The sequence below is a fragment of the Bradyrhizobium diversitatis genome (assembly GCF_016031635.1).
Lineage (GTDB): Bacteria > Pseudomonadota > Alphaproteobacteria > Rhizobiales > Xanthobacteraceae > Bradyrhizobium > Bradyrhizobium diversitatis.
On record NZ_JACEGD010000008.1, the window covers coordinates 218253 to 242244 of the forward strand.

The window sequence follows — 23992 nt, forward strand, 5'->3', positions numbered from 1 at the left end:
TTGGTTCCGGACATCCCGAACGCCCTTCCGCAACTGCATTGGTGAGATGGTTAGAGGCCCAGGTCGCGCTTGCGACCAAAGCCCCACTCGATGCCACCGCTGTCTTTCACGATGCCGGTGACGTGTTGGCCGAGCTTCTTCTCGAGCTCGCGCGACCAGGGCACGAGCTGGAAGCCAAGACCGTCGTCGATCATGGCGAAGCGTCCGGAGGCGAGCGTCAGGCGCTCGCGATACGTACCCGCTACATGCTCCCCGGGGGCGGCCTTCACATAAGGCAGGCCGGTGGCGGTGTCGATCGGTGTGTTCGCTGTCGCGGCCTGCACGATCCAGCTTCGTGGTGGAGAGGATACTTCCTCGCCGCCAAAGGCGGAGCAGACTGCGAACGTCGATCGTTCTGATCTCGCCCGCTGCCGCACGGTCACTCCGGAAGAGACGGCAACCTATCAGCACTGCCAGAAGATTTGGACCGAAAACCGGCGTCGCTTTTTTGGCAGGAAGGACGGTGCAGCTGCGTCTCACCGCCCGGATGCCGTACCCGGCCCAACACCTGCGCCAAAGGACGAGAGCCGGATGCCGCAGGGCTACCCATCCTTGGCGCCACCTGAAGCGAGCAAACCATGACCGGTACCGGGATCATTGATCAATTCCTGGAGACGTTTACCCGTTACATCGATAACGGATTCGGGCTTTTTCCGATGCGTTGCGAGATGCCAATGCGACGGAGTGGCCAGCCTGCGCGACGCAAGATCCTCTCCATCCGGACGTCCGTGACCGTAACAATATCGGTCAGACGACGCGAAAGGCCGAATTCGATCATGCCCGCAAACAGCTCGTAAGTCGCACGCGCGATCCCGTGTTTTCCTTTCGGAGCGTCCGGCTGTATATCGACCGCAAAGCGGCTGCTCTCCCACAAATATGGATTCTCGGGTGCAGCGGTATCGCCAAGAAGAGCTGGGAATGCGTCGCGAAGCATGTTGGGCCCGAGCGTAGGCAGGAATCGTACCGAGCCCTGCACTTCACCCCGATCTGACAGTTGGGCAAGATAGGCAGGCTGGAGTGCGTCGAACTGGTCAATCTCGAGACCGGCGCTCGTCTCGACCGCCCAGTCCATCCGCTCTTTAAAGACGCGATGACGCAATCGGTGCATGGAATTCAGTGTATGACCAAACTGCGCGTAGCACGGCTGTGTGATGAGCTGGATCATCTTCTCCTCCAGACAGTGACAACACCTCCATAGGCAAACAAGCCCGCGCAGGCATTACCTGTAGTTGCAGGAGCGATATCGCCTCAATTTTGCTTTTCTGATTTTGCAGCGGCGAGGCGGAGTGCTGCTTGCGTCACGGTGCGCACCTTCAATTTTCGCTTGGCACTATCCAGATATGAGGCGACGGTGTTTCGGGACAGTCCAAGGATCGCACCGACTTCCCACGCGCTCTTGCCCAGCGAAGCCCACTCCAGGCATTCGATTTCCCTTCTGGACAAGATCACGCCGTCAAACGATCGTTCACTGACAATGTTGCGATGGATGTGAGCGTGAAAGTAATAGGCAATGAGCAGAAGGACCGCAGAACAGGAGCTGATGCGGCTGGCGAAGCGGGTGCTATGCCGGTCGCAAGCGAATGTTAGCGCCGCGACGGGCCGGTGTCGTTCATGGATCGGAACGGTGTAGCCGACACGGATCCCGTAATGTTCGGCCTCTTCAAAAAGCCGATGCACCCTCGGTGTGCGGCAAGCTGGCGCCACGTCGATCCCCCAATGGAACGGCTCCGATCGCTGCAGAGCTCTCAGCACGACCGGATCGACCAGTCCGTAGTTCTGCTCGAGGTAGTGCGCGGTCCACCTTGCCGGATATGTCGAAATGAGACGTGGTTTGACGTCAGGGGTCTTTTGCAAGGCGAGATAGGCAAAGCATGGCAACTCGAGAGCATTTGACGTCGTAGCCATAGCGTTGGCGAAATCCTCGTCTGTCCGTGCATTCCAGAGCTGGTCAATGAACGTGCTAATGGTCCGATGCATGTTGGCTTCGCGCGCTTGACCGGAGCAGGGGGCCAGATCGATCCTGCTCAGACCACCGGAGATCCAGAACTGGTCTCAGGCGCGTAGCGGGAGTGGCGAGTAAGAGCACCCGGTTAAATCGACTGAACATAAACTGTAGCTCGCTTCTCCTTGCACGTCCTTCTGAAACTTGTCTATTGGGTGCCGATTCCGTGCCAGACAATAAGTACTTGATAATTTCGAAATTATTGATTATAGCGAAACTGCTGGCCGCCCTGGAGTCCGGGGCTGATTCAGGGGCGGCTCGCGTGGCTGACTGAGGTCAGTCGCTCTATCCCCGTTTGGGGTTTCCTCCCTGACTTGGCACGTACGCCAACCCCGTCGCTCGCACTTGAGCGACGGGGACTTTTCTGTTGTGCGAGGCTTCGGGACCCAACGGGCCGAATACTCAAGTTTCCCCACCGCTCACGCGCTGGGGCCCGAAGATGTACGGAGTGGCTGCGGATCGGGGTCGGACTCGTCCCGTCGCGCGGGCCATGGGAATGCGGTCGATCCTGAAATCTGCCTGCCCATACGCGCGGCGTGTTGCATTTCCGTCCTGCTTTCCGCGATCGTTGAAGAATACATCACGATCGTCAATGCGTTCGGTCCCGATACGTGCCCGGCAGCCGCAGGGTCCTGAATCGCGTCAGCCAGTCGGCATTGTCAAAAGACATATCGGATGGTGGGACCGGGTGGTCAAAGCGGAATAGAGGAATAAGCTTGTTATTTCGAAATTATGAGATATATCGACAAATATGCGCGGCGGACGGAAGTGCGTTTTTGCATTAGCATAGCTTCGGAGACCGGTAAGTGAGGGGAAGTGATATGACGACAATAACCTCCGGGCGTGTCCTCACCACGCGGCGGCTCTCGCATTTCATAGGCGGTCGGTTTGTTGAGGGGGATGGTCACACGCTGGAGAACATCAACCCGGCAACCGGCGAACTGGTGAATGTCGTTCCCGTCGCCGATGCTGGTGTCGTGGACGAAGCGGTGAAAGCGGCGAGGCGGGCCCTTGAGGGCCCGTGGCGCAGAATGAGCGATCACGAGCGCGCATCGATCCTGCGGAAGGTGGCCGACGGCATTCTGCGTCGCTTTGACGAATTCGTAAGAGCTGAAGTGCTCGACACTGGCAAGCCGGCGAGCCTGGCCTCCCATATCGACATTCCGCGGAGCGCGGCGAACTTCAACAGCTTTGCCGATCAGGTTCTGACGTTGTCGACGGAGTCATTCGGTACTGCGACGCCGGATGGTGCGGGCGCGCTGAACTATTCGATCCGTGTACCGAGAGGGGTCATCGCTGTTGTCTGCCCATGGAACCTGCCTCTCCTGCTGCTTACCTGGAAGGTCGCCCCCGCGCTTGCATGCGGAAATACCGTTGTGGTCAAGCCATCTGAGGAAACGCCAACGACGGCTACATTGCTCGGCGAGGTGATGCAAGAAGCGGGAGTGCCGCCGGGGGTCTACAATGTCATCCATGGGCTCGGGCCCGATAGCGCGGGTGAATACCTGACCCGTCACCCCGAAGTTAACGGAATTACCTTCACGGGGGAAACCAAGACGGGGGTTGCGATTATGAAGGCGGCGGCAGAGGGCGTTCGGCCGGTGTCGCTTGAACTCGGCGGAAAGAACGCTGCAGTCGTATTCGCGGATTGCAATCTGGATCGTGCTGTCGAGGGCGTTACCCGGTCCGTGTTTGCGAACTGCGGACAGGTGTGCCTCGGGACGGAGCGCGTGTATGTCGAGCGGCCGATCTTCGATCAATTTGTCGCCAGACTTGCGAGTGCTGGCGCAGCTCTCAAGATGGGTGATCCATTCGACAATACCACGACGATGGGGCCGCTCATCAGCAAATCGCACCGCGAGAAGGTCTTGTCTTATTACCAGCGCGCGAAAGCCGAGGGAGCAAGCGTGATCCTGGGCGGTGGCACGCCGAACCTGTCATCGCGCTTCGCCACCGGCTTCTTCATCGAGCCAACGATCTGGACAGGGCTGCGGGAAGATTCCGTCGTGCTGCGCGAAGAGATTTTTGGTCCCTGCTGCCATATTTCACCGTTCGACCATGAGGACGCAGTCGTTGCGGCGGCCAATAGCGGCCCATACGGGTTGGCGACGTCGATCTGGACTGAGAACCTCGCGCGAGCCCACCGCGTTGCGGCCGGAATTGAGGTGGGCATCGCCTGGGTGAATTGCTGGTTCTTGCGGGATCTCCGAACGCCGTTTGGAGGATCCAAGCAGTCCGGCATCGGTCGGGAGGGTGGTGTTCATTCGATGGAGTTCTACACGGAGCTCCGCAACGTGTGTGTCAAACTATAAGAGCGGATCAAGCAGATCCGGATTACCGGTAACAGGAGAGCAGAATACGATGTTGACGGATCAAGAACGTGCGGTAGCGGCTGATATCCTTCTCGAGGCTGAGCGAAGTCGAACACCTGCCGTCCAGTTGTCGAAGACGTTTCCAGGCATAGAAGTCGAAGACTCCTATGCCATTCAGAGCGAGGTGACGCGTCGGAAGGTCTCGAGCGGACGTCGGATCATCGGACATAAGGTCGGGCTGACCTCCAGGGCAATGCAACAGTCATCCCAGATTGACGAGCCGGACTATGGCCATTTGCTGGATAATATGATGATTGCCGATGGCACAAAGCTCAGCCACGAGGACTATTGTGTCCCGCGCGTTGAACCGGAGCTGGCATTTGTTCTCGGAAGTCCTCTCAAGGGTCCAGGTGTCGGTTTGCCTGACGTTCTTCGAGCGACCGAGTACGTCATACCTGCAATTGAGGTCATCGATGCGCGCGTCCAGAACCCGCGAAAGATAACGGACACCGTAGCGGACAACGGGGCCGCTGCCGGCATTGTTCTGGGCGGCCGACCGGTAAGGCCTCATGATGTCGATTTGCGGTGGATCGGCGCGGTATTCTACCGCAATTGCGAAATCGAAGAGACGGGGTTGGCGGCCGGAGTGCTCGGTCACCCTGCGATGGGTATCGCGTGGCTGGCCAACAAGCTCGGCCGGTTCGGGACAGGGCTTGAGCCGGGCCACATTGTACTCTCGGGTTCGTTCACGCGTCCGGTCTGGGCCAACCGGGGAGACACGCTTCTCGCAGACTTCGGTCCGCTTGGCGGCGTCGCAGTCCAGTTTGTATAGCGGGATGCCCAGATGATGGACCTTGGCAAGAATGCGTTCAAGGCGGCGATCGGGGCCCGAAGGCTCCAGATTGGACTCTGGTGCAGTCTCTGCAGCAGCGTGGCAACGGAAGTCGTGTCTGACTGCGGCTATGACTGGATGCTGCTGGACACCGAGCACGCGCCAAATGAAGTGCCCGGGATTCTCGATCAGCTCCGGTCGATGAGTCCTGGAACTGCAACGCCAATCGTGAGGCCGGCCTGGAACGACGCGGTTCTCATTAAGCGGTTGCTTGATATCGGAGCGCAAACTCTCCTGATCCCGTTCGTACAGAATGCGGCCGAAGCAGAGCGAGCCGTCGCTTCGTGCCGCTATCCGCCCTCAGGAATCCGCGGAATAACGGGAAGCGCGCGGGCGAGCCGATACGGGCGGGTCACCAACTACTTGCAGGAAGCAAACGAGCAGATCTGCGTGCTGGTGCAGGTTGAAACGTTGGTCGCGCTCAGCGAGATTGACGAAATCGCGGCAGTGGACGGGGTCGACGGCGTCTTTATCGGTCCTTCGGATCTGAGTGCCTCGGTGGGGCACATCGGCAATCCGCAGCATCCGGACGTGCAGCATTTGATCAAAACCGCAGTTGAACGGATTGCCTCTGCGGGAAAAGCTGCCGGGATACTTGCCAGCGTTGACGCCGACGCGCGCCGGTACATTGATTGGGGTTATAATTTCGTTGCTGTCGGATCAGACCTGCACCTGCTGTCGAAGGGGGCCGATAACCTGGCGCGTTCGTTCAAGTAACGGCGTCGAAGCTGGAGCCGGCTGTCAGGCCGAGCGGCCGTATGACGAAACCCAGCCCGATGCTGGTTGAGGTTGCCCGTTGATCATCATTTGCCGGCTTCCAGCGACGCGGTGCCGGCTTCGGGGAAGTGGGCCTGTTGAAGTGGCGTAGCTGTAGCCTTCCGGATGGAAGGCCCTGGCGGGGACTGCCTGCAAGCGCCTCTGTTTCGTCCGGGTAAGGTTTTCACAGCTTGTGGCCAGCTCGCCGAACCCGCCCGGACAAGTAGCTCCCCGCCCCAGGTTTGAACTCCCGGCATCTATCACATCATCTGCAATAGACGCGACACTGCTCCGAATGCAGTCGGTCTTACAGGGTCTGGCGGGGCGCGTGAACCTTCTTCTTCACGGTGAGATGGTCCTCAAGAATCGAATCATCTTCCAGAAGCTCTCTGGCTGTCGCCGCGTGAACAATCGTTCCGCGGTCCAGGATGATCGCGCGGTCTACGAGACGAAGAATCCGTCGTGCATGCTGCTCCACGATTATCCCTGCCATTCCCTCTGACTTGAAGATCTTGAGAAGGATCTTCAAGATGTCGTCGACCACGATCGGGGCCAACCCTTCAGTAGGCTCATCCAGCAGTAGGATCTTCGGGTTCAGCATGAGTGCGCGCGCTATCGCCAGCATCTGCTGCTCGCCCCCTGAGAGCTGGTTGCCCAGGTTCAGGCGCCTCTCCTGGAGTCTCGGGAACAGCTCATACGCCCGCTTTAAATTCCAGGCGCCGGGTATCGCAATCGCGGTGAGGTTCTCTTCGACAGTCAACGATCGAAAGATGTTTCGCTCCTGGGGTACCCATCCGAGACCGGCGCGGGCACGTTGTTCAGGACCCAGATCACTCAATCGCCGCTTGCCGAGGCAAATGGTTCCGCCAAACTGGCTCGTTACGCCGACGATCGTATCGATCATCGTGGTTTTTCCAGCTCCATTGCGACCGAGCACAGCCAGCGCCTCTCCCTCCTTCAATTCGAGGGAGAGATCGGGCAGGACAACAGCGCGGCCATAGCCGGCTCGAACATTCCGGAGGCTCAACAGGCTATTCATGTTCGGCCTCACCCAGATAGACTGCCTTCACACGTGGATCGGAGCTGACCTGATCCGCAGACCCGCGTGTCAACACAGAACCGCTTACCAGGACCGTGATCATATCGGCAAAGCTGAAGACAAGATCCATGTCATGCTCAATCAGGACGACAGATACGTCGCGGGGCAGGGACGCCAGGACATCAAGTATTGTGGCCCGATCATGCTCGGGTACGCCCGCCGCGGGTTCGTCCAGCAGGAGAACCTTTGGACGAGAAGCGAACGCGACTGCAATTTCCAGCAGTCGCTGCTGACCGTACGACAAGCTTGAGGCGATGTTGCGAAGGACATCGGTCAGCAGAAAGGTGTCAGCGAGGGCCGATGCCTGTTTCATAATGCCGTGCCGCGATCCGGCGGGCCGCCACGGATTCCGGCCGAAGCCGTCGCGTTCCGAAACAGCCAGTGCCAGTGTTTCCAGTACAGTGAGCGTTGGAAACAACTGATTGATCTGGAACGTTCGAACGAGACCCCGGCGTACCCGCCCGTGAATTCCCAGGCCGGAAATATCCTCTCCGTTAAGCAGGACGCAGCCGCTGGTCGGATTGAGAACACCGGTGAGCAGGTTGATAAAGGTCGTCTTGCCAGCACCGTTTGGCCCGATGAGTGCGTGTCGTGAGCCCTGTTCGAGTGTGAACGAAACGTTGTCTGTCGCGGTTATGCCACCGAAACGTTTAACGAGCTGTCTGGTCTCAAGTGCATTTGTACTCATCAGCGCGGTTGACTCATCTTCGCGTCGTTGGCTTGCGGCGAGATTTGCCGGGGGCCGAGCCCCAGAAGGTTGGCGATGCTCCTGATAACTCGTGTGCGACCGACCTGGACAAGGACAACGAGCAGAAGACCAAGCCAGAAATGCCAGTATTGAGGAGTCGCGTCGGAGAGAACGCTTTGAATCAGTTTGAAGACACCGGCACCAATGATTCCACCATAGAGATATCCCGTGCCGCCAATTACCAGCATCAGGAGTGCATCAGCCGAACGGTGAAAGTCGAAGACGTCGAGTGATACGAACTGAGTGGTCTGTGCCATCAGTGCTCCTGCCACACCGGCATAAACAGAAGAGATTGTGTAAATTGCAACGAGGCGCGCATTGACAGGAATGCCAACCGCCGAAGCGCGCAGTTGATTGTCACGGATTGCACGTAGCGAAAGTCCAAAGGAAGAGCCGACTATTCGCCTGGCGAGCACAATTCCGAGAAACAGGATGGCCAGGCTGTAGCCGTATGCAGTCGTACCGTATAAATCGAAGGGTATCAGGCCAAGGAGAGGGCCGATCGATATTCCCTGGAGCCCGTCCGCCCCGCCGGTAATGCCCGTCGCCTTGTTTGCAATCTCGCCGAGGAGCGATGTCACGCCGATCGTGACCATCAATCGGGTAAGGTCGGAGCCACGCAGGACCAGAAAGCTGGTAGCAAATCCGACCAGGCCCGCGGCAGCGGCCGATACGAGCAATCCGATAACAGGGTCACTCGTCACGTATATCGCAACCAGCCCGGCGCTATAGGCACCGACGCCAAAGAATGCCGCCTGGCCCAGTGAAACGATTCCGGCGTAACCCATGATGAGATCAAGCGAGAGCACAAACAGCGCAACAATTGCTATTTCACTGAGTAGTTGATGCCTTCCAGGAGCCAGAAACATCGCCAACAGCAGAATGGTCCAGACTGCAAGCTCTGCGAGTCCCGACCTCGACTGTTCCACAAGGAAGCTGGTGTTTCGGCTTCGACCGGTCATCTGAATAGCGGGGTGCATGGGGTCTTATTGTGCTTTCGAGAGGAGCCCCTGAGGGCGCATGAGCAGGACGACGATCATCAGCGTGTAGATCGCGAACGAACCTGTGTCCGGCAGATAGTACTTGCCTGCGACGTCAGCTATTCCGAGCAGGAGCGATGCCAGGAATGGACCAATGAGTCCCGACGTTCCCCCGACTGTAACGACAATCAGGAAGTAGATCATGAACTTGAGAGGAAAGTTCGGATCAAGACCGACTATCTCGACTCCCAGCGCGCCACCCAACCCGGCCAGACCCGAACCAATCGCAAAAGTAAGTGAGAAGATCGGCCCGACACTTATGCCGAGCCCACGTGCCACGCGCCTGTCATCGACTGCTGCCCGGAGGCGACTGCCGAAGCTGGTCTTCATCAGGATCACTTGCAGTATGATCAAAATGGCAACGCCCATCGCAACAACGAGCGCCCGGTAGCGACCCACGCTCAGTAGCTCGAGCTCAAAGCGACCCTGAAGAAATGCGGGAAGCTGGAATGACTGTTGCTGCGAACCCATAAAGTACGTAACCGCGGCAACGGACATGAAGACGATGCCAATCGAAAACAGTACCTGGTCAAGGTGGCCACACGTGTAGAGGCGAACGTAAAGCGTCCTTTCGAGCAAAAGTCCCAGCATGGCCGTTGCCAGAAACGCAATGGGAAGCGCCATCAGGAAGGGGACGTGCCAATCGTTCAAAAGAACGGTCGTGACATAGCCGCCTGTCATGGCGAACGCGCCATGGGCGAGGTTGACGAAGTTCATCAGCCCCAGAGTAACGGCTAATCCGCACGCCAGGACAAACAGCAGCATGCCGTAAGCGACGCCGTCGAACAAAATAGTCAGCATGTTTCTGTCGCCCCAGGCCGGCTATCAGGGTGATTTCTTCTTGGCCAGTTTTACCGGATCCTTGACGTCGGGGATTGTCTCGAGCTCGACGTTGTATAGTTCCCCGTAGCGCCGCATGACCTTGCGGACATAGACATTCTGGATAATGTCTCGCGTGTCCGGATCGATGGAGACGGGCCCCCGGGGGCTCATCCAGGCGAGGCCCTTCATTGCGTCCACCAGTCGCTGTCCATCGACGGAGCCGGCCGTTTTCCTGACAGCCTCGTAGATCAAGTGCATGCCGTCATATGCATGGACGGCCGGAAGATCAGGGCGGCCGCCGTTCGTGGCCGCCTTGTAATCCGCAACAAACTCCCGGTTTTCGGGGGAGTCGTGGGCTGCCGAGTAATGTTGGGTACTCGCAAGTCCCACAGCTGCGTCTCCGAGGGTATTCAGCACCTCGTCTTCGACGATTGATCCTGCCGTGATGACCTTAAGACCGCTCTTGTCGAGGCCGCGCTCGATGATCTGCTTCATGATCGACGTACCTGCACCGGTCGGCACAAAGACAAAGAGCGCGTCAGCTTTCGCATCCGCTGCGCGCTGAAGGGCCGGCGAGAAGTCCGGATCCCGAAGTGGTACGCGCAGCGCGCCGGCGACTGCGCCGCCCTTCGAGGAAAAACGCTCCCTGAACGCTCTTTCAGCATCTATGCCGGGCCCGTAGTCGCTTACGAGCGTTACCACCTTCGCGATCGAATTCTTCCGGGCCCAATCGGCCAGCGGTTCAGTGACCTGCGGCAACGTGTAGCTCGTGCGGACGATATAGGGGGATGCTTCCGTGATCGTCGAAGTGGCGGCCATCATCACGACCATCGGGACCTTTGCCTGGGTTGCCAGAGGTGCAACGGAAAGGGCAACCGGAGTCAGACCGAATCCTGCCAGCAGGTTCACCTTGTCGTTGGTGACCAGCTCCTGCGCGAGCCGCTTCGCGATATCAGGTGTGCCGGTATCGTCCTTGAGTACGATCTCGACCCGTCTGCCAGCGACGGTGTTGCCGTGCTTCTTGATATACAGGTTCACGCCGGTCTCAATCATTCGTCCGGTTGAGGCGAAGGGCCCGGTCATCGGGACAATAAGCCCGATCCTGAGCGTGTCCTGCGCGAAACAAACGCCCGGCAGTGCCATCGCCAGGGCGCTCAGCCAACTCATTGCAATCGAGCTTCTCGAGAACATCGGCATTCCTCCTTCGAATCTGAACGACCGCTCGCTCGCCACGCAGCGGTTGCCGGTGAGCGGAATGTCATCGTTTTACGTTGCGGTGACGCTACGAACAAAATTTCGTAATTTCAAGTAATTTCCAGACAATGTTTTTTCAGCAAAATCTGTTCGCGGGGCGCCGCCGGGCAATTTCAATTGAATTTCGAAATTATATGAGATAGTCGGTCTGACACCCGGCTATGTCTTGCCGGTGACAGTCAGCGGATGCGGGCTGTTCAAATTAATCCGAAGATCGAGGCCGACATGCCGAAGACAATTGTTACGTCACAATCCGCCCCGACGACTGGCTTTACCGAAGCGAGCAAGCCTGCTCCGATTGCGCAAGCGGTCCGCTTTGGCAACATGCTGTTCGTGTCGGGGCAGGGCCCGCTTGATCCCGCCACACGCGTTTTCGTCGATGGTGATATCGAGGTCCAGGCGCGGCAAACGCTTCGCAATCTCTTGCGCGTGCTCGATGCGGGTGGAGCGACGCTGGCCAACGTCGTGAACATGCGCGTCATTTTGCGCAATGTGGATGATTTCCCCCGCTTCAATGAAGTGTTCAGGGAGTTTCTGGAAGGGGAGAAGGTGACGCGCACGTGTATCGGCGCAACACCGCACAGGGCAGGGGTCAATATCGAAATCGATTGCGTTGCAATGTTCGATTAAGTCCGCGTCAGCAAATCACGTTTCCTGGTGTTGCCCGCTCCTGCGCGTTGTTATCGCGGGCAGGCGGGTCCGGTGCAGGCCCGTTTGCTCTGTGTCCAACCCCGTTCGACGAGAACAGGAGCTGCTAGTGTTTACGTACCGCGTCGATACACATCATCACTATCTACCCCCGGCATACGTCGAAGCGGTGGGTCATCGTGCGATTGCGCGCACCCTGGTCTCGGGGCGTGCTCCGGAATGGACGCCCTCGCACTCGATTGACGCTATGGACCGTAACGGGATCCAGACAGCGGTGTTATCACTGTCTGCGCCCGGGTTCGTCTGCACCGATGCGGCCGGCACAGTGAAGTTGTGTCGTGTCTGCAATGAGTATGCTGCGCGGATGACTCACGACTACCCGGGTCGTTTCGGGTCTTTCGCGAGCCTGCCGCTGCCCGACGTCGACGCCAGTTTGCGGGAGATTGCCTATTGTCTCGACGAACTGGGAGCCGAGGGCATTTGTCTGTTGTCCAACTATGGTGGCGTCTATCCCGGAGACAGCCGGTTAGCTCCAGTCCTGGAAGAGCTCGATCGCCGGAAGGCGCTTGTCTACGTACATCCGACTGAGGGACCATGCGAATGCGTCTGTGGTCTGCCTCCGGCTTCACTGGAGTTCCCGTTCGATACGACACGGGCGATCGCCAGCTTGATGTTTAGCGGTTCCTTCACGAAGTACCGAAACCTGCGCTTTATCTTCTCGCACGCCGGCGGAGCTGTGCCGTTCCTCGCCGAACGACTTGCCCGGCTTGAGGCCAGGCCGGAATACAAGGAGGCGGTCCCGGACGGAGTATTGCGGCAGCTCGGAGATCTATATTTTGACACCGCGTTGTCGGCTAACGAAATCGCGCTTGGTGCGCTACTCCGTCTGACTTCGGCGGATCACATCCTGTTCGGAAGCGACTATCCGCATGCGCCGGAAGCCACCATGGGACAATCGGTTCGTTCCTTGTCCGAACTTGTGGTCAATCCGGCAGACCTGGGAAAGATCGAACGCGAAAACGCCCTGCGGCTGATGCCAACGTTGAGGGCGCGCCAGGTAAAGGAACGCCAGGTATCGGTTTGATCCTGGCGTTCGCAGGGATTCAGGGCCTGGGCATTACATTCCCGCACTTCTTGCAGGTGCGGGCATGTTCATCGTCGAAGAAGTTCTGATAGGCCTTCGACACCGGATCCGCTCGATAATCGCCTACAACAAACCGCTCTTCGTGCAGAAAGTTATCGCACTTGGGGCAGAACCACTGAAATCGATCGACTTCGCCTTCCCGACGCTTTCGTTCGACGATGAGGGCGAAAGCGTCGGGCGGGAAACGCGGCGAATGCGGAACGTTCGCAGGCATAAAGTTGACCGATCCTTCCGGGATAACAAGCACGTCTTCTGTGCCGTCTGATCGCCGGTAATGCAGGTTCATCGTGCCCTTGATCATGTAGGTGAATTCATCGCTGTCGTTGATATGGAATTCGCTCCGGTACTCGCGACCACGAGCGACGAAAGCAAGGGATTCCGCCTCTTGCCAGAGGACCTTCACGCGCTTTTGGCTTTCGGTCAGCTCTTGCATGGTCGCAACGAGGTCGACAAGGGGAAGGGGAAACATCAAGCTCTCCGGTTCAATACGACAGATTTCGACAGAATAGCAGATTTCGAAATTCGGAGAAGGGATTTGTTGCCGGGCGGGCGAGGCAGGCTCGTTCGGCGCCAGTGTTGGTGCAGCTTCTGCGATGCCGAGAAAGTCGAGCAGAATCACAGACTTTCTCGATCCGGGATATTGTGTTGATCTTCGAAATTTCCTACATTGGGTTCCAGAATCCCTCTATTCAGGATTTTTTGGATGACGTTTGATTGGGGGCCCCCGGTTCGAATCGGGTCGAATCGGGAACATAAAACGCTGACCGATGCGACAGTCGATCGGTTGCGGGGTGATATTATCTCCGGGCGACTGAAGTCAGGCGCAAAGGTCAAGTCAGAGGACTTGAAAGGGCTTTATGGCGTCGGCACAAGTCCGATCCGCGAGGCTCTTTTTCAGCTGGCGAGCGAGGGGTTGGTCCGTGCGGACGGTCAACGCGGCTTCCGCGTCGCTGAACTCAACGAAAATGAATTGCTGGAGATTACGGACTGGCGCGCCAGACTTGAAGGCGAAGCACTTCGTCGCTCGATCATTAACGGTGATGTGAACTGGGAAGCAAACGCGATTGCGGCGCTTCATCGGCTCAGGGGCGTTCAAACAAGCCGCGATTTAACCAGGGACAAGGCGGCGGATCTTTGGGAAGAGCGCCATCGCGAGTTTCATTTCGCCTTGTACGGCAAGTGCGGATCACCGTGGCTGCTGCGATTCTGCGAGCTGCTGATCCAGAATGGTGAGCGGTATCGCAGGGCCTTTGTCGAGTACAAGAGTATCGACCAGTCGATTACCCAGGAGCATGAGGCCATACTGGACGCCGCTGTAAAGCGCGACCACGTAAAGGCTGTGAGCATTCTCGACAAGCACATTCGGCATGCTGGCGAACTCGCTCAAAAATTTCTTGAGAAGTCGCTGGCGCCGAAGGCTTCTTCAGCAAAGCTCAAGCCGCGTCGCGCTGGCCGCGGTCGAACGCACTAGCAGAGCGGACAAAAGCCGGTCAATCGACCGGAATGATGCCTCCACTGTAGTCTGGCCGCAGAAACACTGACAGGACAGCTGAGAGTGCGTCAGTCAGGGGGGCTGTCCCGGCGGAGACTGCAAAGGCAGGCGGCAAAGGCACGCGCATCTTCCGGGTCGCTCATTAACTCGCCGGCGGTGAGGCGAGTGGTGTGCGGGCGGTGGCCGATGGACCAGGCTGCGCGGACTGCCATAACACGACGCTCCATTAAATTCGGGCAGAGCCGCACCAAATGCCCGTTGACCCGGGCAAGCAGGCCATCGTCCGGCACGCAGGATGCCTCCGCCAGTCGCCAGAGCGACAAGGTTGACCGGGGCGCCGCGCCATGCAGGGAGCGCGGAAGGTGCGTCTGGCGCAGAAACCTCCCTTTCAGCGTCCATGCCGGCTCCTGGCGGCAGTCGCGCATCCTTGCTGAAATGCCCGTTCGCAGTATCGATGACCTGCCTCGCGACCGCAGTGCGCTGCGAGGACGGCGTCGGCTTGCCTTGCCCGGTGACATCTTCAGAAAGGCCTTGCTCTTAACGCCGCATTAGGCAACAGCTGGTATGCAAGAATGATAATTTCGAAATTATACAGGAAATCGAAATGATCAGGTTGGGGACTTCGAGGCGACTGCTTGTAATGGTCGGCCTGTCCGTGCTGGGTCTTTGCGTTGTGGCGGTTGCCGGTCTGTTTACTCTTCGCGAGAACCTGCTTGAGGATAGAAAGGCGAAATTGAAGGATCTGGTCCAGGTCGCCCGTCTGGCGCTGATCGTGGACTATGAACGCTCGCGAAGTGAGGGCTTCGCCGAGGCGGACGCCAAAGCCCGGTCGCGGGCGCTTTTGCGCAGCCTTCGCTTTGGAAGCGACTATTTTTTTGCAACTGGACCGAACCTGATCACGGAAGCGCATCCCAATCCCAAGATCGAAGGTATGAATATGTCCGGCGTGAAGGATCCGGACGGCGTCTACTTCTCGCGAGCGCAGGTCGACATCGCTCATCGAAACGGAAGCGGATACGTCTCGTACCGGTTTCCCAAGGCGGGAAGCGAAGCGCCAAGTTCAAAGATTTCGTATGTCGAGCTGTTCGAACCGTACGACTGGACCATCGGCAGCGGCATCTACACTGACGATGTGGACGCGATTTTTGTTGGCCAGCTATTGAAGGTTGGTATGCTCATCGGGGGATTGTCGCTGGCCGTTATTATCATCTCGCTGCTGATCGCTCAAAGCATCGTCAAGCCAGTGAAGGCGATGACGTTTGCGATGGAGAACCTCGCAAAAGGGCGAACGTCGACCGTTATTCCCGCGCTCGATCGGGTTGACGAGATCGGGGCGATGGCGAAGTCGGTTCAGGTATTCAGGGACAACATGATCGAGGCCGAACGGTTGAGGGGAGACCAGCAGAAGCTGGAAGAGCGCTCCAGAACCGACAGGCGGAATCTTCTGGATCAGATGGCAAATGAGTTTCAGGCTGGCATCCGGTTATCCCTTGATGCAGCCGGGTTGTCTGCGGCTGACATGAGGAGGATATCGGAAGAGCTGGCTGTTCTCGCCGATGGCGTGGCGCGTGAGTCGACGCTGGGCGCCAATGCAGCGGTAGACACCGCAAGCAAGATCCAGGCGGTGGCGGCCGCGACCGAACAGCTCACTGCGTCGATCGACCAGATTGATCGTCAGGTCATTCAATCGGCCAGGATTGCCGAGCAAACGCAGCTGGAAGCCAGACGCATAGACGCCACGATCAAGGCGCTCACCGAGGCCGCCAGAATGATTGAAGACGTCGTTCAGTTGATTAGTTCCATTGCTGCCCAAACCAATCTTCTTGCCCTGAATGCGGCCATTGAAGCAGCGCGTGCTGGCGAGGCAGGCCGCGGCTTCGCGGTCGTCGCGGCCGAGGTCAAGGCGCTTGCAAGTCAGACCTCAAAGGCCACCGAGCAGATCGCAAATCAGGTCGCAACGATCCAGGATACGACGGTCAATGCCGTGGGGGCTATCGGGGGTATCGCCGGTACGATTGAAGACCTTGGCCGCATAGCCGGCGAAGTAACATACGCGGTCAGTCAGCAGGGTGAGGCAACGCGGGAAATCGCCCTCAACATTCAGCGGATGGCCGATGGAACGGAGAGCGTGTCGCGCACGATCAGCGGCGTAAACCGCGCAGCCATCGAAACAGGGAATTCGGCGAGCCTTGCACTGGAATGCGCGGATGCGCTCAATCGCCATTCAGCGAAGCTGGGCACGGACGTGGATCAATTTGTTACGAAGCTTCGAACGCGTGAAGCGTGAGTTGCGCTGGCGACGTCCGATGAATTGGGAGCGGGTCCATATATTCCTGGAAGTCGCCCGCGTCGGACAGATTTCGCGGGCCTCGAGGAAACTGAAGCTGGATCATTCGACGGTTGCCCGTCAAATCACTGCGCTGGAGACAAATATTGGAGCCAGACTGCTTGAGCGGAGCAGATCTGGATGCCAGCTAACTTCGGCGGGTAAAACTCTGCTTGCCGCTGCGGAGCGCGCGGAAAGTGAGTTCCTTCGCGTGAATTCGGAGATTGGCGCCGCAGGTGATGAGATCTGCGGCACCGTCCGCGTCGGAACTCCCGAGGGCTTTGGAAACTATTATCTGGCCGATCGGCTTGGCATGCTGGCATCCCGACACCCCAGGCTACTCATTCAGCTTGTGCCGTTGCCGCGCACATTCTCACTTGCGCGGCGCGAGGCCGATGTAGCGATAGCCCTCGATCGGCCCGATCGGGGTCGCTTGATCCTGTCGAGGCTGACGAACTACAGCCTCAGCGTGTATGCGTCAGAAGAATATCTTGTTCGCGAGGGGGCAATTGAAACCCGGGCTGATCTCGCAGGACGGATGCTGATAACGCACGTAGAGGATCTGGCCTACGCCCGGGCCCTGAGCTACGCGTCGGCTGTTGGACGGTTCATGTCGCGCCGGTACGAGTGCGGGTCCGTTGTCGGTCAGCTCGAGGCCATCCGCTCCGGTCACGGAGTAGGAATAGTGCACGACTACGTTGCTCTGCGATATCCCGAGCTCAGGCGCGTTCTTCGTGAAATGAGATTTACACGCACGTACTGGCTCGCGTCCCATCCTGACACGCATAACAGTCGACAAGTGCAAGAGGTGCGTCGATTCATTTCCGGGTCAATAAGGGAGGATCGGTCCTTGTTCTGTTGGCAGTGAAATCGGGAAACTGGTCCTCGATCGTACCGTGTTGAGATCTTGATGGTGCGGGCATCCTTGCCTGCCGAATATGCGTGGAGTTGCCTTTGAACGAAGCGAGACGCCTTTGGACCGCCACTGATGACGAAATTTTGAGGCAGGAAATTGCGGCGGGTCGACGTGTGGAGTCGATAGCCAGGCAGCTCAACCGGACTGAAGCTGCAATACGCGCGAGAGCCTATGTCCTCGGACTCCTCTTGCGCCGCATGGGAACCCGGCGAGCCAACTCTCCGCGGTGGGGATAGTCGAGACGGTTGTTGCTCACGGTGTGCCCCGGCGAACCGGATGCCGGGCAGAGTGACGAGGTTGGCAAGGCTGCCTTGCGCAGATCGCGTATTGCATAATATCGAAATAACATAGAATATCGAAGAATGAACAAAGAGCGCGATGGACTAAAGACCAGCCCGGGTTCGGAAGGCGGCAGTGTGAGGTCGTGCATATGAACTCGACAGATAGCCATGAGAGGTCTTTCAACCGCGGCGGTGCCAATTCGGTGTGGCCGGATTCGATTTTCGTGAACGGTAATGTCGTAACTGCGGATGCTGACTTCCGTGTTGTGAGTGCAGTCGCGATTCGAGATGGCAAGTTTGTCCTGGTCGGTGAAACCAGCGAGGTCAGATCGACTGCCGGGCCGCCGACGGAAATCATCGATCTTCAGGGACGAACTGTGCTTCCCGGTCTCATTGACACCCATGCCCATGTTGAGCGCGCTGGCCTGCTGGAATCCACAGTGCAGCTGAACGACGTGGCTACGGTTGCCCAGGCGCTGGATCGTATCCGGCACTATGCCGACAAGTTGCCGGCAGGCCGGTGGGTGAGGGGGGCAGAGTGGCATCCGATCGCGCAGCTGACGGAAAAGCGCTTCCTCACACGCGAGGAGCTGGATCAGGCTGCGCCCCGTAATCCTGTATGTCTTCCCGTCGGGCATTTCACCCTGGTGAATTCGAAGGCGCTGGCGATGGCCGGAATCAGCCGGGAGACGGCCGATCCCGAGGGTGGGATCATCCACCGCGACAAGGCGACCGGAGAGCCCAACGGAACCCTGGAAGAAGCTGCCGAGGGTCTGGTGCACGCTCTGTTGCCGCAATGGTCTGAAGATGAGCGCGACGAACAGTTGCAGCACGCCATGCGGTACTTCAATGAGTTCGGGCTTACGTCAGCGATAAGTGCAGCAGTCGACCCCGCGACGATGCGAGCGCATCAGCGTGTTCGGCGAAGCGGGAAAGCTTCGCTGCGGATCAGCGCGATGTACGCGCCAACCGGCGGCCTCAATCCAGCCATGACGACGGACGAGTGGGATCTGTTCTTCGCACGCATCGGCGCTGCCTCCGATTTTGGAGATGACTGGCTAAGCTACTCAGGTGTCAAACTTCAGATTGATGGCGGGATGACGCTGCGTACCGCGGCGATGCGCGACGGTTATCCCGACGATCCGGCATACAAGGGCACGATTGTCATTGAGCCAGCCAGATTTAATGCCCTGGTTGCAACAGCGAATCGTTACGGCTGGCGTGTGGGCGTCCATGCAGTCGGAGACGCGGCTATCGACACGGTGCTGGAGGCGTACGAGCGAGCCAGTGCAGAACGCTCGATCAGGGGGCGGCGTTTTATCATTATTCATGGCAGTCTGATGCGCCGGGACCAGATGGAGCGTGCGCGCGCACTTGACGTGCGTGTCGACGCGCAAACGTCGTTTCTCTGGGACAAGGCGCCGGCGGTCGCGAAGTTTCTCGGGAAGGAAACCGCTGATCGGGCCTTTCCGATGCGCACCATGATCGATGTAATGGGGCTTGATGCCGTGGCCCAGGGAACCGATTATCCCACCAATTCCCTGAACCCGTTCATCAACATGTATGTGATGGTGACACGGCGCGACAGGAGCGGCCAGACATTCGGTGCTGCGGAAAGGATCAGCCGCGAGGAGGCTATTCGCCTCTATACAAGCGCCGCGGCGCGCTACTCATTTTCCGAGCGAAAGACTGGATCGATCGAGCCCGGCAAATACGCCGATATGGTCGTTATTTCGGATGACATCCTTTCCGTTCCCGATGAGGCGATCAAGGACATCGTGGCCATTCGCACAATTGTTGAGGGGCGCACTGTGTTCGTACGTGAACTATGAAGGCCGCGTGCGTCAGTAGCGGTCAGGAGGGCGCGAACGAGATGATCAACGGCAACGAGAGACCGCTTGTCACGTCGGTTTGTTATGTACGCTTGTCAGTCACCGAGCTGCATGCCAGCGCCCGCTTCATGTCGGATGTCTTCGGCCTGCAGCGCGTCGCGGAACAGGACGGCGAGATCGCTTTTCGTTCCGACGACCGCTATCGGACAGTCAGTCTCGCCAGCAACTCGAGCGACGATGCGAGCATCGGGATTGAAGTATGGGACGACGAGGCGCTCGACATCATTGGCAGGCGCCTGGGCGATCTAGGCTTCGTGGTAAAGAACGCTGACCCCGATGAGTGTCGGCGACGCTACGTCCATTCAGCACTTCTGGCCGAGGATGCCTCGAAGAACCGGATCGACCTCGTGGTGCGCCCCTCGCGCAGCGGCAAACGCTATTTTCCAACCCGTGACGCCGGCATCGTGCAGTTCCATAGCGTCGGCCTTCGGACCACGCACCATGTCCGCGACCTCGCCTTCTGGAAAGCTGTCGGAGCCGAAGTCAGCGACTGGGTCGGCGACATCGCGTATTTGCGGACCGACGGGAAGCATCACCGCATCGCGCTGTTCCCTTCGAAGCGCAACGGGCTGCTCTATTCCGCATTCGAAGTCGAAGCGCTCGATCAGATCATGCAGAACAGCTACTTCATGCAAGAGAGCCAGATCAAGATCGTGCAGGGCCCCGGCCGCCAGGCTGCGTCGCGCCAGATCTTCCTGCATGTGGAGGGACCCGACGGCGTGATCTTTTCCTACGTCACCGGAATGGTGGAATACGGCGACAGGCCGCGACTGGCGCGACAGTTTCCACTGGCAGCGACGTCGTTATGCGATTGGGGCAGTGAGAGCAAAGACGTGCCGGAATTGCGCGCGCCCCTCTAAGACAACAAGAAGGAAACGAGCATGATTTATCTCAAGGATGTCAGCTACGTCCGCCTCGGATCGCCGGACCTCGAATCGGCCGAAGCCTTTGCGACCGCCTGTCTCGGCTTGCAGATTGCGGAACGCGGCAAGAAGAAGCTCTATTTTCGGTCCGACGATCGGGCGCACACGCTATGCTACTCGGAAGGCGATGCGGGCAATCAGACCGTCGGCTTCGAGGTCGAGGATGATGCGAGCCTGCAGGTTGCCGCATCCACGCTCGAAGCGCTCGGCCACGCCGTCCATGCTGGCACGGCCGAAGAGGCCGAGCAGCGCAAAGTCAAAGCGTTCATCGGCTTTTACGATCCGACCGGCAATCACATCGAACTGGTGGTGCGACCGGAACGCAGCGGGCCTCGCTATTTCGCCAGCCGCGATGCGGGCATCACCGGCTTCAGCCACGTCGGATTGAACTCGACCAATCTCTTGCGTGACGAGCGGTTCTGGACCCAGGTTTGCAACGCCCGAGTTAGCGATCGCATTGGTGATATTTCCCTGATGCGCGTCAACGCCATCCATCACACGATCGCGCTGCTTCCTGCGCCAAATGCCGGTATCCAACACATCAACCACCAGGTCGGGAGCAGCGATGACGTGTTGCGCTCCCACTACTTCCTGAACGAGAAGCGCGTGCCAATCGTATTCGGGCCTGGTCGGCATCCGACCTCGGGCGCTCGTTTCCTCTACTTCAAAGGTCCTGACGGCATGGTCTTTGAATACTCTGTCGGAGTCGGCGAAATCGAGAACGATGAGACCCACCGCCCGCGTCAATTCGGCTTCGAGCCAGCCAGCTTCTGCATGTGGGGCGCCAAGCCCGCCGGCTGACGTTACCAGAGGAATAAAATACCGACACTTCATCGAACGACGTGAAGTAGCTACTGGCGAGGGATCATGGATCTGGGACTCAAGGGTCGAAAGGCCGTCGTGTGTGCGGCGAGCCAGGGGCTCGGCAAGGCAAGTGCCATGGCGCTTGCGCGAGAGGGGGTCGAGCTGTTCATTGCTGCCCGGCGGCGAGAGGTGCTGGAAGCAACAGCAGATGAGATTGCGAAACTAACGGGAAGCCGCCCGAACACGATTGCCGCGGACGTGACGACGAATGAAGGACGGGACGCCCTCTTGTCGGCCTGTCCTGCTCCAGACATTCTCATCAATAATGCCGGCGGTCCGCCGCCCGGAGACTTTCGCAAGCTTGAGCGCGATGACTGGATCAAGGCACTCGACGGCAACATGCTGGCGCCGATTGCCTTGATCAAGGCGACACTGGACGGCATGATCGAGCGCAGATTCGGCCGCATCGTCAATGTGACTTCGCACGCGGTAAAGGCTCCGGTCGCGATGCTGGCATTGTCCAACGGCGCGCGCACGGGCCTCACTGGCTTCATTGCCGGCTTGTGTCGCTCGGTGGCCGAGCACAACGTGACCATCAACAATCTTTTGCCCGGCACGTTCGATACCGACCGGCTGAAATCGAACCTGGCTGCGCTGGCAAAGAACACCTCACGCGACGCCGCAGAAGTCACCGAGGAAATCAGGATGGCCAATCCGACCAAGCGCTTCGGTCAGCCCCACGAGTTCGGTGCTGCCTGCGCGTTCCTTTGCTCGGCGCAAGCTGGATACATAACAGGGCAAAACATCCTCATCGACGGCGGCGCCTATCCCGGCACGTTCTGATCGGGTGGTAAGCGACGGGCCCGACGTTCTCACAGACATGCGCAGATTGCACTGTCGTGAGATGGTCAATCACCCATGGCGACGCCAAACGTCGCTGAGAGGTCCGTTTTCTCCGACGGGAATGGGACCGTCTGCGATCGGTCGATACCGTCTCTTGGGGTGCCAGGGATCTCGGACATCCGCCGCGAGGTGCGGAAGAACCGGATCGAGCTCGTCCTGAATTCCGATCGGACGTGCAAGTTCAGTCAAATAGACGGCGTCCCTGATGAATGCCGTGTCGATGCCCTAGGCCGCCTCCGCAGCCTGTGCCACTTCCTCGTGCCGCTTCCGGTTGATCAGGTTCAGCAGGTGAACGGAAGCGCGTGCGTCGCAGAGCGCCCGATGATGATTTTCGAGTTCGATGCCGTAGATTTCGCAGAGTTTGCCGAGCCCGTAGGATTTATGTCCGGGATAGCGCCGCCGCATTCCGGCGCACGTGCAGAGCTTGGGAAACCGGAAGCGGCGCTCCAGCCGTTCGTACTCATAAGCGATGAATCCATAGTCGAAATTGACGTTATGGGCGACGAAGATGCCGTCACCCATGAATTCCATGAAGCTTTCCGCCACATTCGCGAACACGGGTGCGTCCCGCACCATCTCATTGGTGATACCGGTCAATTGAACGATTTTGGCCGGGATCGGACGTTGCGGATTAAGCAACGTGTGCCATTCGTCGACAACCTTGTGATTGCGAACCTTCACTGCGCCGATCTCCGTGATGCGGTCGCCGTTCGACCAGGCGCCGGTGGTCTCGATGTCGACCACGACGTAGTCCTGTTCGGGGTCGAAGCGATAGTCGACCCGGCCGATTTCAGCAACGATGATGGTCGCCGGTGCCATGCTTTTGAGCTGCCTTACTGGCAACTGACGTCATCTCGTCTGATGGTCTTCACGACGCTCTGCCATTCTGGCGTTCAAGCGGGCCTGGCTCCGGGCCGTGGGCCTGGCGACTTTTCTCGTCAGGTATGGCCTGCGACGTGGGGGCTTCGCTGTACCACTCAAATATCTCTATCGAAACTTTTGTGATCCTGATGGCAAGTGCTGCGGCGAGAAGAAAAAAGCCAAAGAACTTATACCGCGCGACCACGCCTTGCGGATCATGAACAAAAACGCTCCCCCTTAATCCATCCACGATTGTTCGGATGTTGACGACGCCAGGAGACAGGAAGCTGTCCTGTGGATTATCGAGCAAGTGGAACTCATTTTGCAGGGCGCGGGCCCATCTTTCCAGACCCTCGATCCCGTCTATGGCGGGCTTGAGCTTGACCTCGTTCAGTCGGAAGCGGAAATTCGTGGGGATTTGTTGCAGCAGCCTGCATTTCTCGGATTGGTCATTGTCCCGCCGGCACCTGGAACTGTGATCTTCCATGACCATGGGAAGGTGCCCGAGGGCATCGAGTGCGCGCTCGAAGGCGGCGCGAGCATCAGCCGCGTATTGCTGCCGCGAAAACTCAAGCCCCGCCGACAGCAGACCAATGGCTGCGACACCCAGATAAAGGTAGTCGATGTACTTGGTGACATTCTTGGTATGATACCCGCGTACGAAGTAGAACCAAGCATGATAGACTATTAGCGCGAGTACGAAACATATGGCTATTTCCAACGGTACGTCCTGGTCCGTGCCTAAATGACGCGATATCAAAGATCCAGTGACAGCGACGCCGATCACGATTGCGGTCAAAAGAGCAAACTCAAGCGCGACTGACGCTCTCCGTATTTT

The 23992-nt window shown here is 58.5% G+C and carries 23 protein-coding genes and 1 pseudogene; 13 read left to right on the forward strand and 11 right to left on the reverse strand.

Annotated features, from left to right (window positions below; genetic code table 11):
* Positions 1-50 precede the first annotated feature (50 nt).
* A pseudogene (locus H1B27_RS10120) lies at positions 51-284 on the reverse strand (DUF3363 domain-containing protein); the annotation flags it as partial.
* Positions 285-300: 16 nt separating this feature from the next.
* Between H1B27_RS10120 and trbK-alt the strand changes: the two are divergent.
* Complete coding sequence (gene trbK-alt, locus H1B27_RS10125; protein WP_311976941.1) at positions 301-621, forward strand: putative entry exclusion protein TrbK-alt; 321 nt, start codon at positions 301-303, stop codon at positions 619-621.
* A gap of 43 nt (positions 622-664) precedes the next feature.
* Here the strand turns inward: trbK-alt and H1B27_RS10130 are convergent, their stop codons facing one another.
* Positions 665-1204 carry an acyl-homoserine-lactone synthase gene (locus H1B27_RS10130; RefSeq protein ID WP_197965943.1) on the reverse strand — a complete coding sequence of 180 codons (540 nt, stop codon included), beginning with the start codon at positions 1202-1204 and terminating at the stop codon, positions 665-667.
* Between the two features lie 83 nt (positions 1205-1287).
* On the reverse strand, positions 1288-2016 hold the full coding sequence (locus H1B27_RS10135; RefSeq protein ID WP_197965944.1) for a LuxR family transcriptional regulator: 729 nt from the start codon (positions 2014-2016) through the stop codon (positions 1288-1290).
* Positions 2017-2862: 846 nt separating this feature from the next.
* On the opposite strand from H1B27_RS10135, the gene H1B27_RS10140 reads away from it, so the two are divergent.
* From H1B27_RS10140 to H1B27_RS10150, 3 genes are read left to right on the forward strand one after another with little or no spacing between them, the layout of a single operon-like run.
* Complete coding sequence (locus H1B27_RS10140; RefSeq protein ID WP_197965945.1) at positions 2863-4353, forward strand: 2-hydroxymuconic semialdehyde dehydrogenase; 1491 nt, start codon at positions 2863-2865, stop codon at positions 4351-4353.
* A 49-nt stretch (positions 4354-4402) separates the two neighbouring features.
* Positions 4403-5185, forward strand: a complete 783-nt coding sequence (gene hpaH, locus H1B27_RS10145) for a 2-oxo-hept-4-ene-1,7-dioate hydratase (RefSeq protein WP_197965946.1) — start codon at positions 4403-4405, stop codon at positions 5183-5185.
* 15 nt (positions 5186-5200) lie between these two features.
* Complete coding sequence (locus H1B27_RS10150; protein WP_197965974.1) at positions 5201-5962, forward strand: HpcH/HpaI aldolase family protein; 762 nt, start codon at positions 5201-5203, stop codon at positions 5960-5962.
* Between the two features lie 346 nt (positions 5963-6308).
* Here H1B27_RS10150 and H1B27_RS10155 read toward each other — a convergent pair whose 3' ends face one another.
* The 5 genes from H1B27_RS10155 to H1B27_RS10175 all read right to left on the reverse strand — a co-directional run bounded on the left by H1B27_RS10155 (position 6309) and on the right by H1B27_RS10175 (position 10901).
* A complete protein-coding gene (locus H1B27_RS10155; protein ID WP_197965947.1) occupies positions 6309-7040 on the reverse strand; it encodes an ABC transporter ATP-binding protein in 732 nt (243 codons plus the stop codon).
* Positions 7033-7788, reverse strand: a complete 756-nt coding sequence (locus tag H1B27_RS10160; protein ID WP_197965948.1) for an ABC transporter ATP-binding protein — start codon at positions 7786-7788, stop codon at positions 7033-7035. Before H1B27_RS10160 ends, H1B27_RS10155 begins: the two co-directional genes overlap by 8 nt.
* The gene (locus tag H1B27_RS10165) at positions 7788-8717 is read right to left on the reverse strand and encodes a branched-chain amino acid ABC transporter permease (protein WP_376708979.1); all 930 of its coding nucleotides are present in this window, start codon (positions 8715-8717) and stop codon (positions 7788-7790) included. The genes H1B27_RS10160 and H1B27_RS10165 overlap by 1 nt, the downstream gene beginning before the upstream one ends.
* 117 nt (positions 8718-8834) lie before the next feature.
* Entirely contained in the window at positions 8835-9689 is an 855-nt protein-coding gene (locus tag H1B27_RS10170; protein WP_197965949.1) for a branched-chain amino acid ABC transporter permease, read from the reverse strand.
* 24 nt (positions 9690-9713) lie between these two features.
* Complete coding sequence (locus tag H1B27_RS10175; protein WP_197965976.1) at positions 9714-10901, reverse strand: ABC transporter substrate-binding protein; 1188 nt, start codon at positions 10899-10901, stop codon at positions 9714-9716.
* A gap of 288 nt (positions 10902-11189) precedes the next feature.
* Here H1B27_RS10175 and H1B27_RS10180 point away from each other — a divergent pair, with 288 nt between their 5' ends.
* A complete protein-coding gene (locus H1B27_RS10180) occupies positions 11190-11594 on the forward strand; it encodes a RidA family protein (protein WP_197965950.1) in 405 nt (134 codons plus the stop codon).
* Between the two features lie 127 nt (positions 11595-11721).
* Positions 11722-12696: an amidohydrolase family protein gene (locus H1B27_RS10185; RefSeq protein ID WP_197965951.1), complete on the forward strand. Its 975-nt coding sequence runs from the start codon at positions 11722-11724 to the stop codon at positions 12694-12696.
* A 19-nt stretch (positions 12697-12715) separates the two neighbouring features.
* Here H1B27_RS10185 and H1B27_RS10190 read toward each other — a convergent pair whose 3' ends face one another.
* Entirely contained in the window at positions 12716-13375 is a 660-nt protein-coding gene (locus H1B27_RS10190) for a 3-hydroxyanthranilate 3,4-dioxygenase (protein WP_311976938.1), read from the reverse strand.
* Between the two features lie 84 nt (positions 13376-13459).
* Between H1B27_RS10190 and H1B27_RS10195 the strand changes: the two genes are divergently transcribed.
* The 7 genes from H1B27_RS10195 to H1B27_RS10225 all read left to right on the forward strand — a co-directional run bounded on the left by H1B27_RS10195 (position 13460) and on the right by H1B27_RS10225 (position 22233).
* Positions 13460-14227, forward strand: coding sequence for a GntR family transcriptional regulator (locus H1B27_RS10195; RefSeq protein WP_197965952.1), 768 nt, complete (start codon positions 13460-13462; stop codon positions 14225-14227).
* 661 nt (positions 14228-14888) lie between these two features.
* A complete protein-coding gene (locus H1B27_RS10200; protein ID WP_197965953.1) occupies positions 14889-16535 on the forward strand; it encodes a methyl-accepting chemotaxis protein in 1647 nt (548 codons plus the stop codon).
* Between the two features lie 19 nt (positions 16536-16554).
* Positions 16555-17442 carry a LysR family transcriptional regulator gene (locus H1B27_RS10205; RefSeq protein ID WP_197965978.1) on the forward strand — a complete coding sequence of 296 codons (888 nt, stop codon included), beginning with the start codon at positions 16555-16557 and terminating at the stop codon, positions 17440-17442.
* 478 nt (positions 17443-17920) lie between these two features.
* Entirely contained in the window at positions 17921-19603 is a 1683-nt protein-coding gene (locus H1B27_RS10210) for an amidohydrolase (protein WP_197965954.1), read from the forward strand.
* Positions 19604-19644: 41 nt separating this feature from the next.
* Positions 19645-20523, forward strand: a complete 879-nt coding sequence (locus tag H1B27_RS10215) for a VOC family protein (RefSeq protein ID WP_197965955.1) — start codon at positions 19645-19647, stop codon at positions 20521-20523.
* Between the two features lie 21 nt (positions 20524-20544).
* Positions 20545-21387 (forward strand): VOC family protein, encoded by an 843-nt coding sequence (locus H1B27_RS10220; RefSeq protein ID WP_197965956.1) that lies wholly within the window; start codon positions 20545-20547, stop codon positions 21385-21387.
* Between the two features lie 66 nt (positions 21388-21453).
* Positions 21454-22233 carry an SDR family oxidoreductase gene (locus H1B27_RS10225; protein ID WP_197965957.1) on the forward strand — a complete coding sequence of 260 codons (780 nt, stop codon included), beginning with the start codon at positions 21454-21456 and terminating at the stop codon, positions 22231-22233.
* A gap of 285 nt (positions 22234-22518) precedes the next feature.
* On the opposite strand, the gene H1B27_RS10230 is transcribed toward H1B27_RS10225, so the two are convergent.
* Complete coding sequence (locus tag H1B27_RS10230; protein ID WP_311976939.1) at positions 22519-23037, reverse strand: 3'-5' exonuclease; 519 nt, start codon at positions 23035-23037, stop codon at positions 22519-22521.
* A gap of 124 nt (positions 23038-23161) precedes the next feature.
* Positions 23162-23953 carry a hypothetical protein gene (locus H1B27_RS10235; protein WP_197965958.1) on the reverse strand — a complete coding sequence of 264 codons (792 nt, stop codon included), beginning with the start codon at positions 23951-23953 and terminating at the stop codon, positions 23162-23164.
* Positions 23954-23992: the final 39 nt, after the last annotated feature.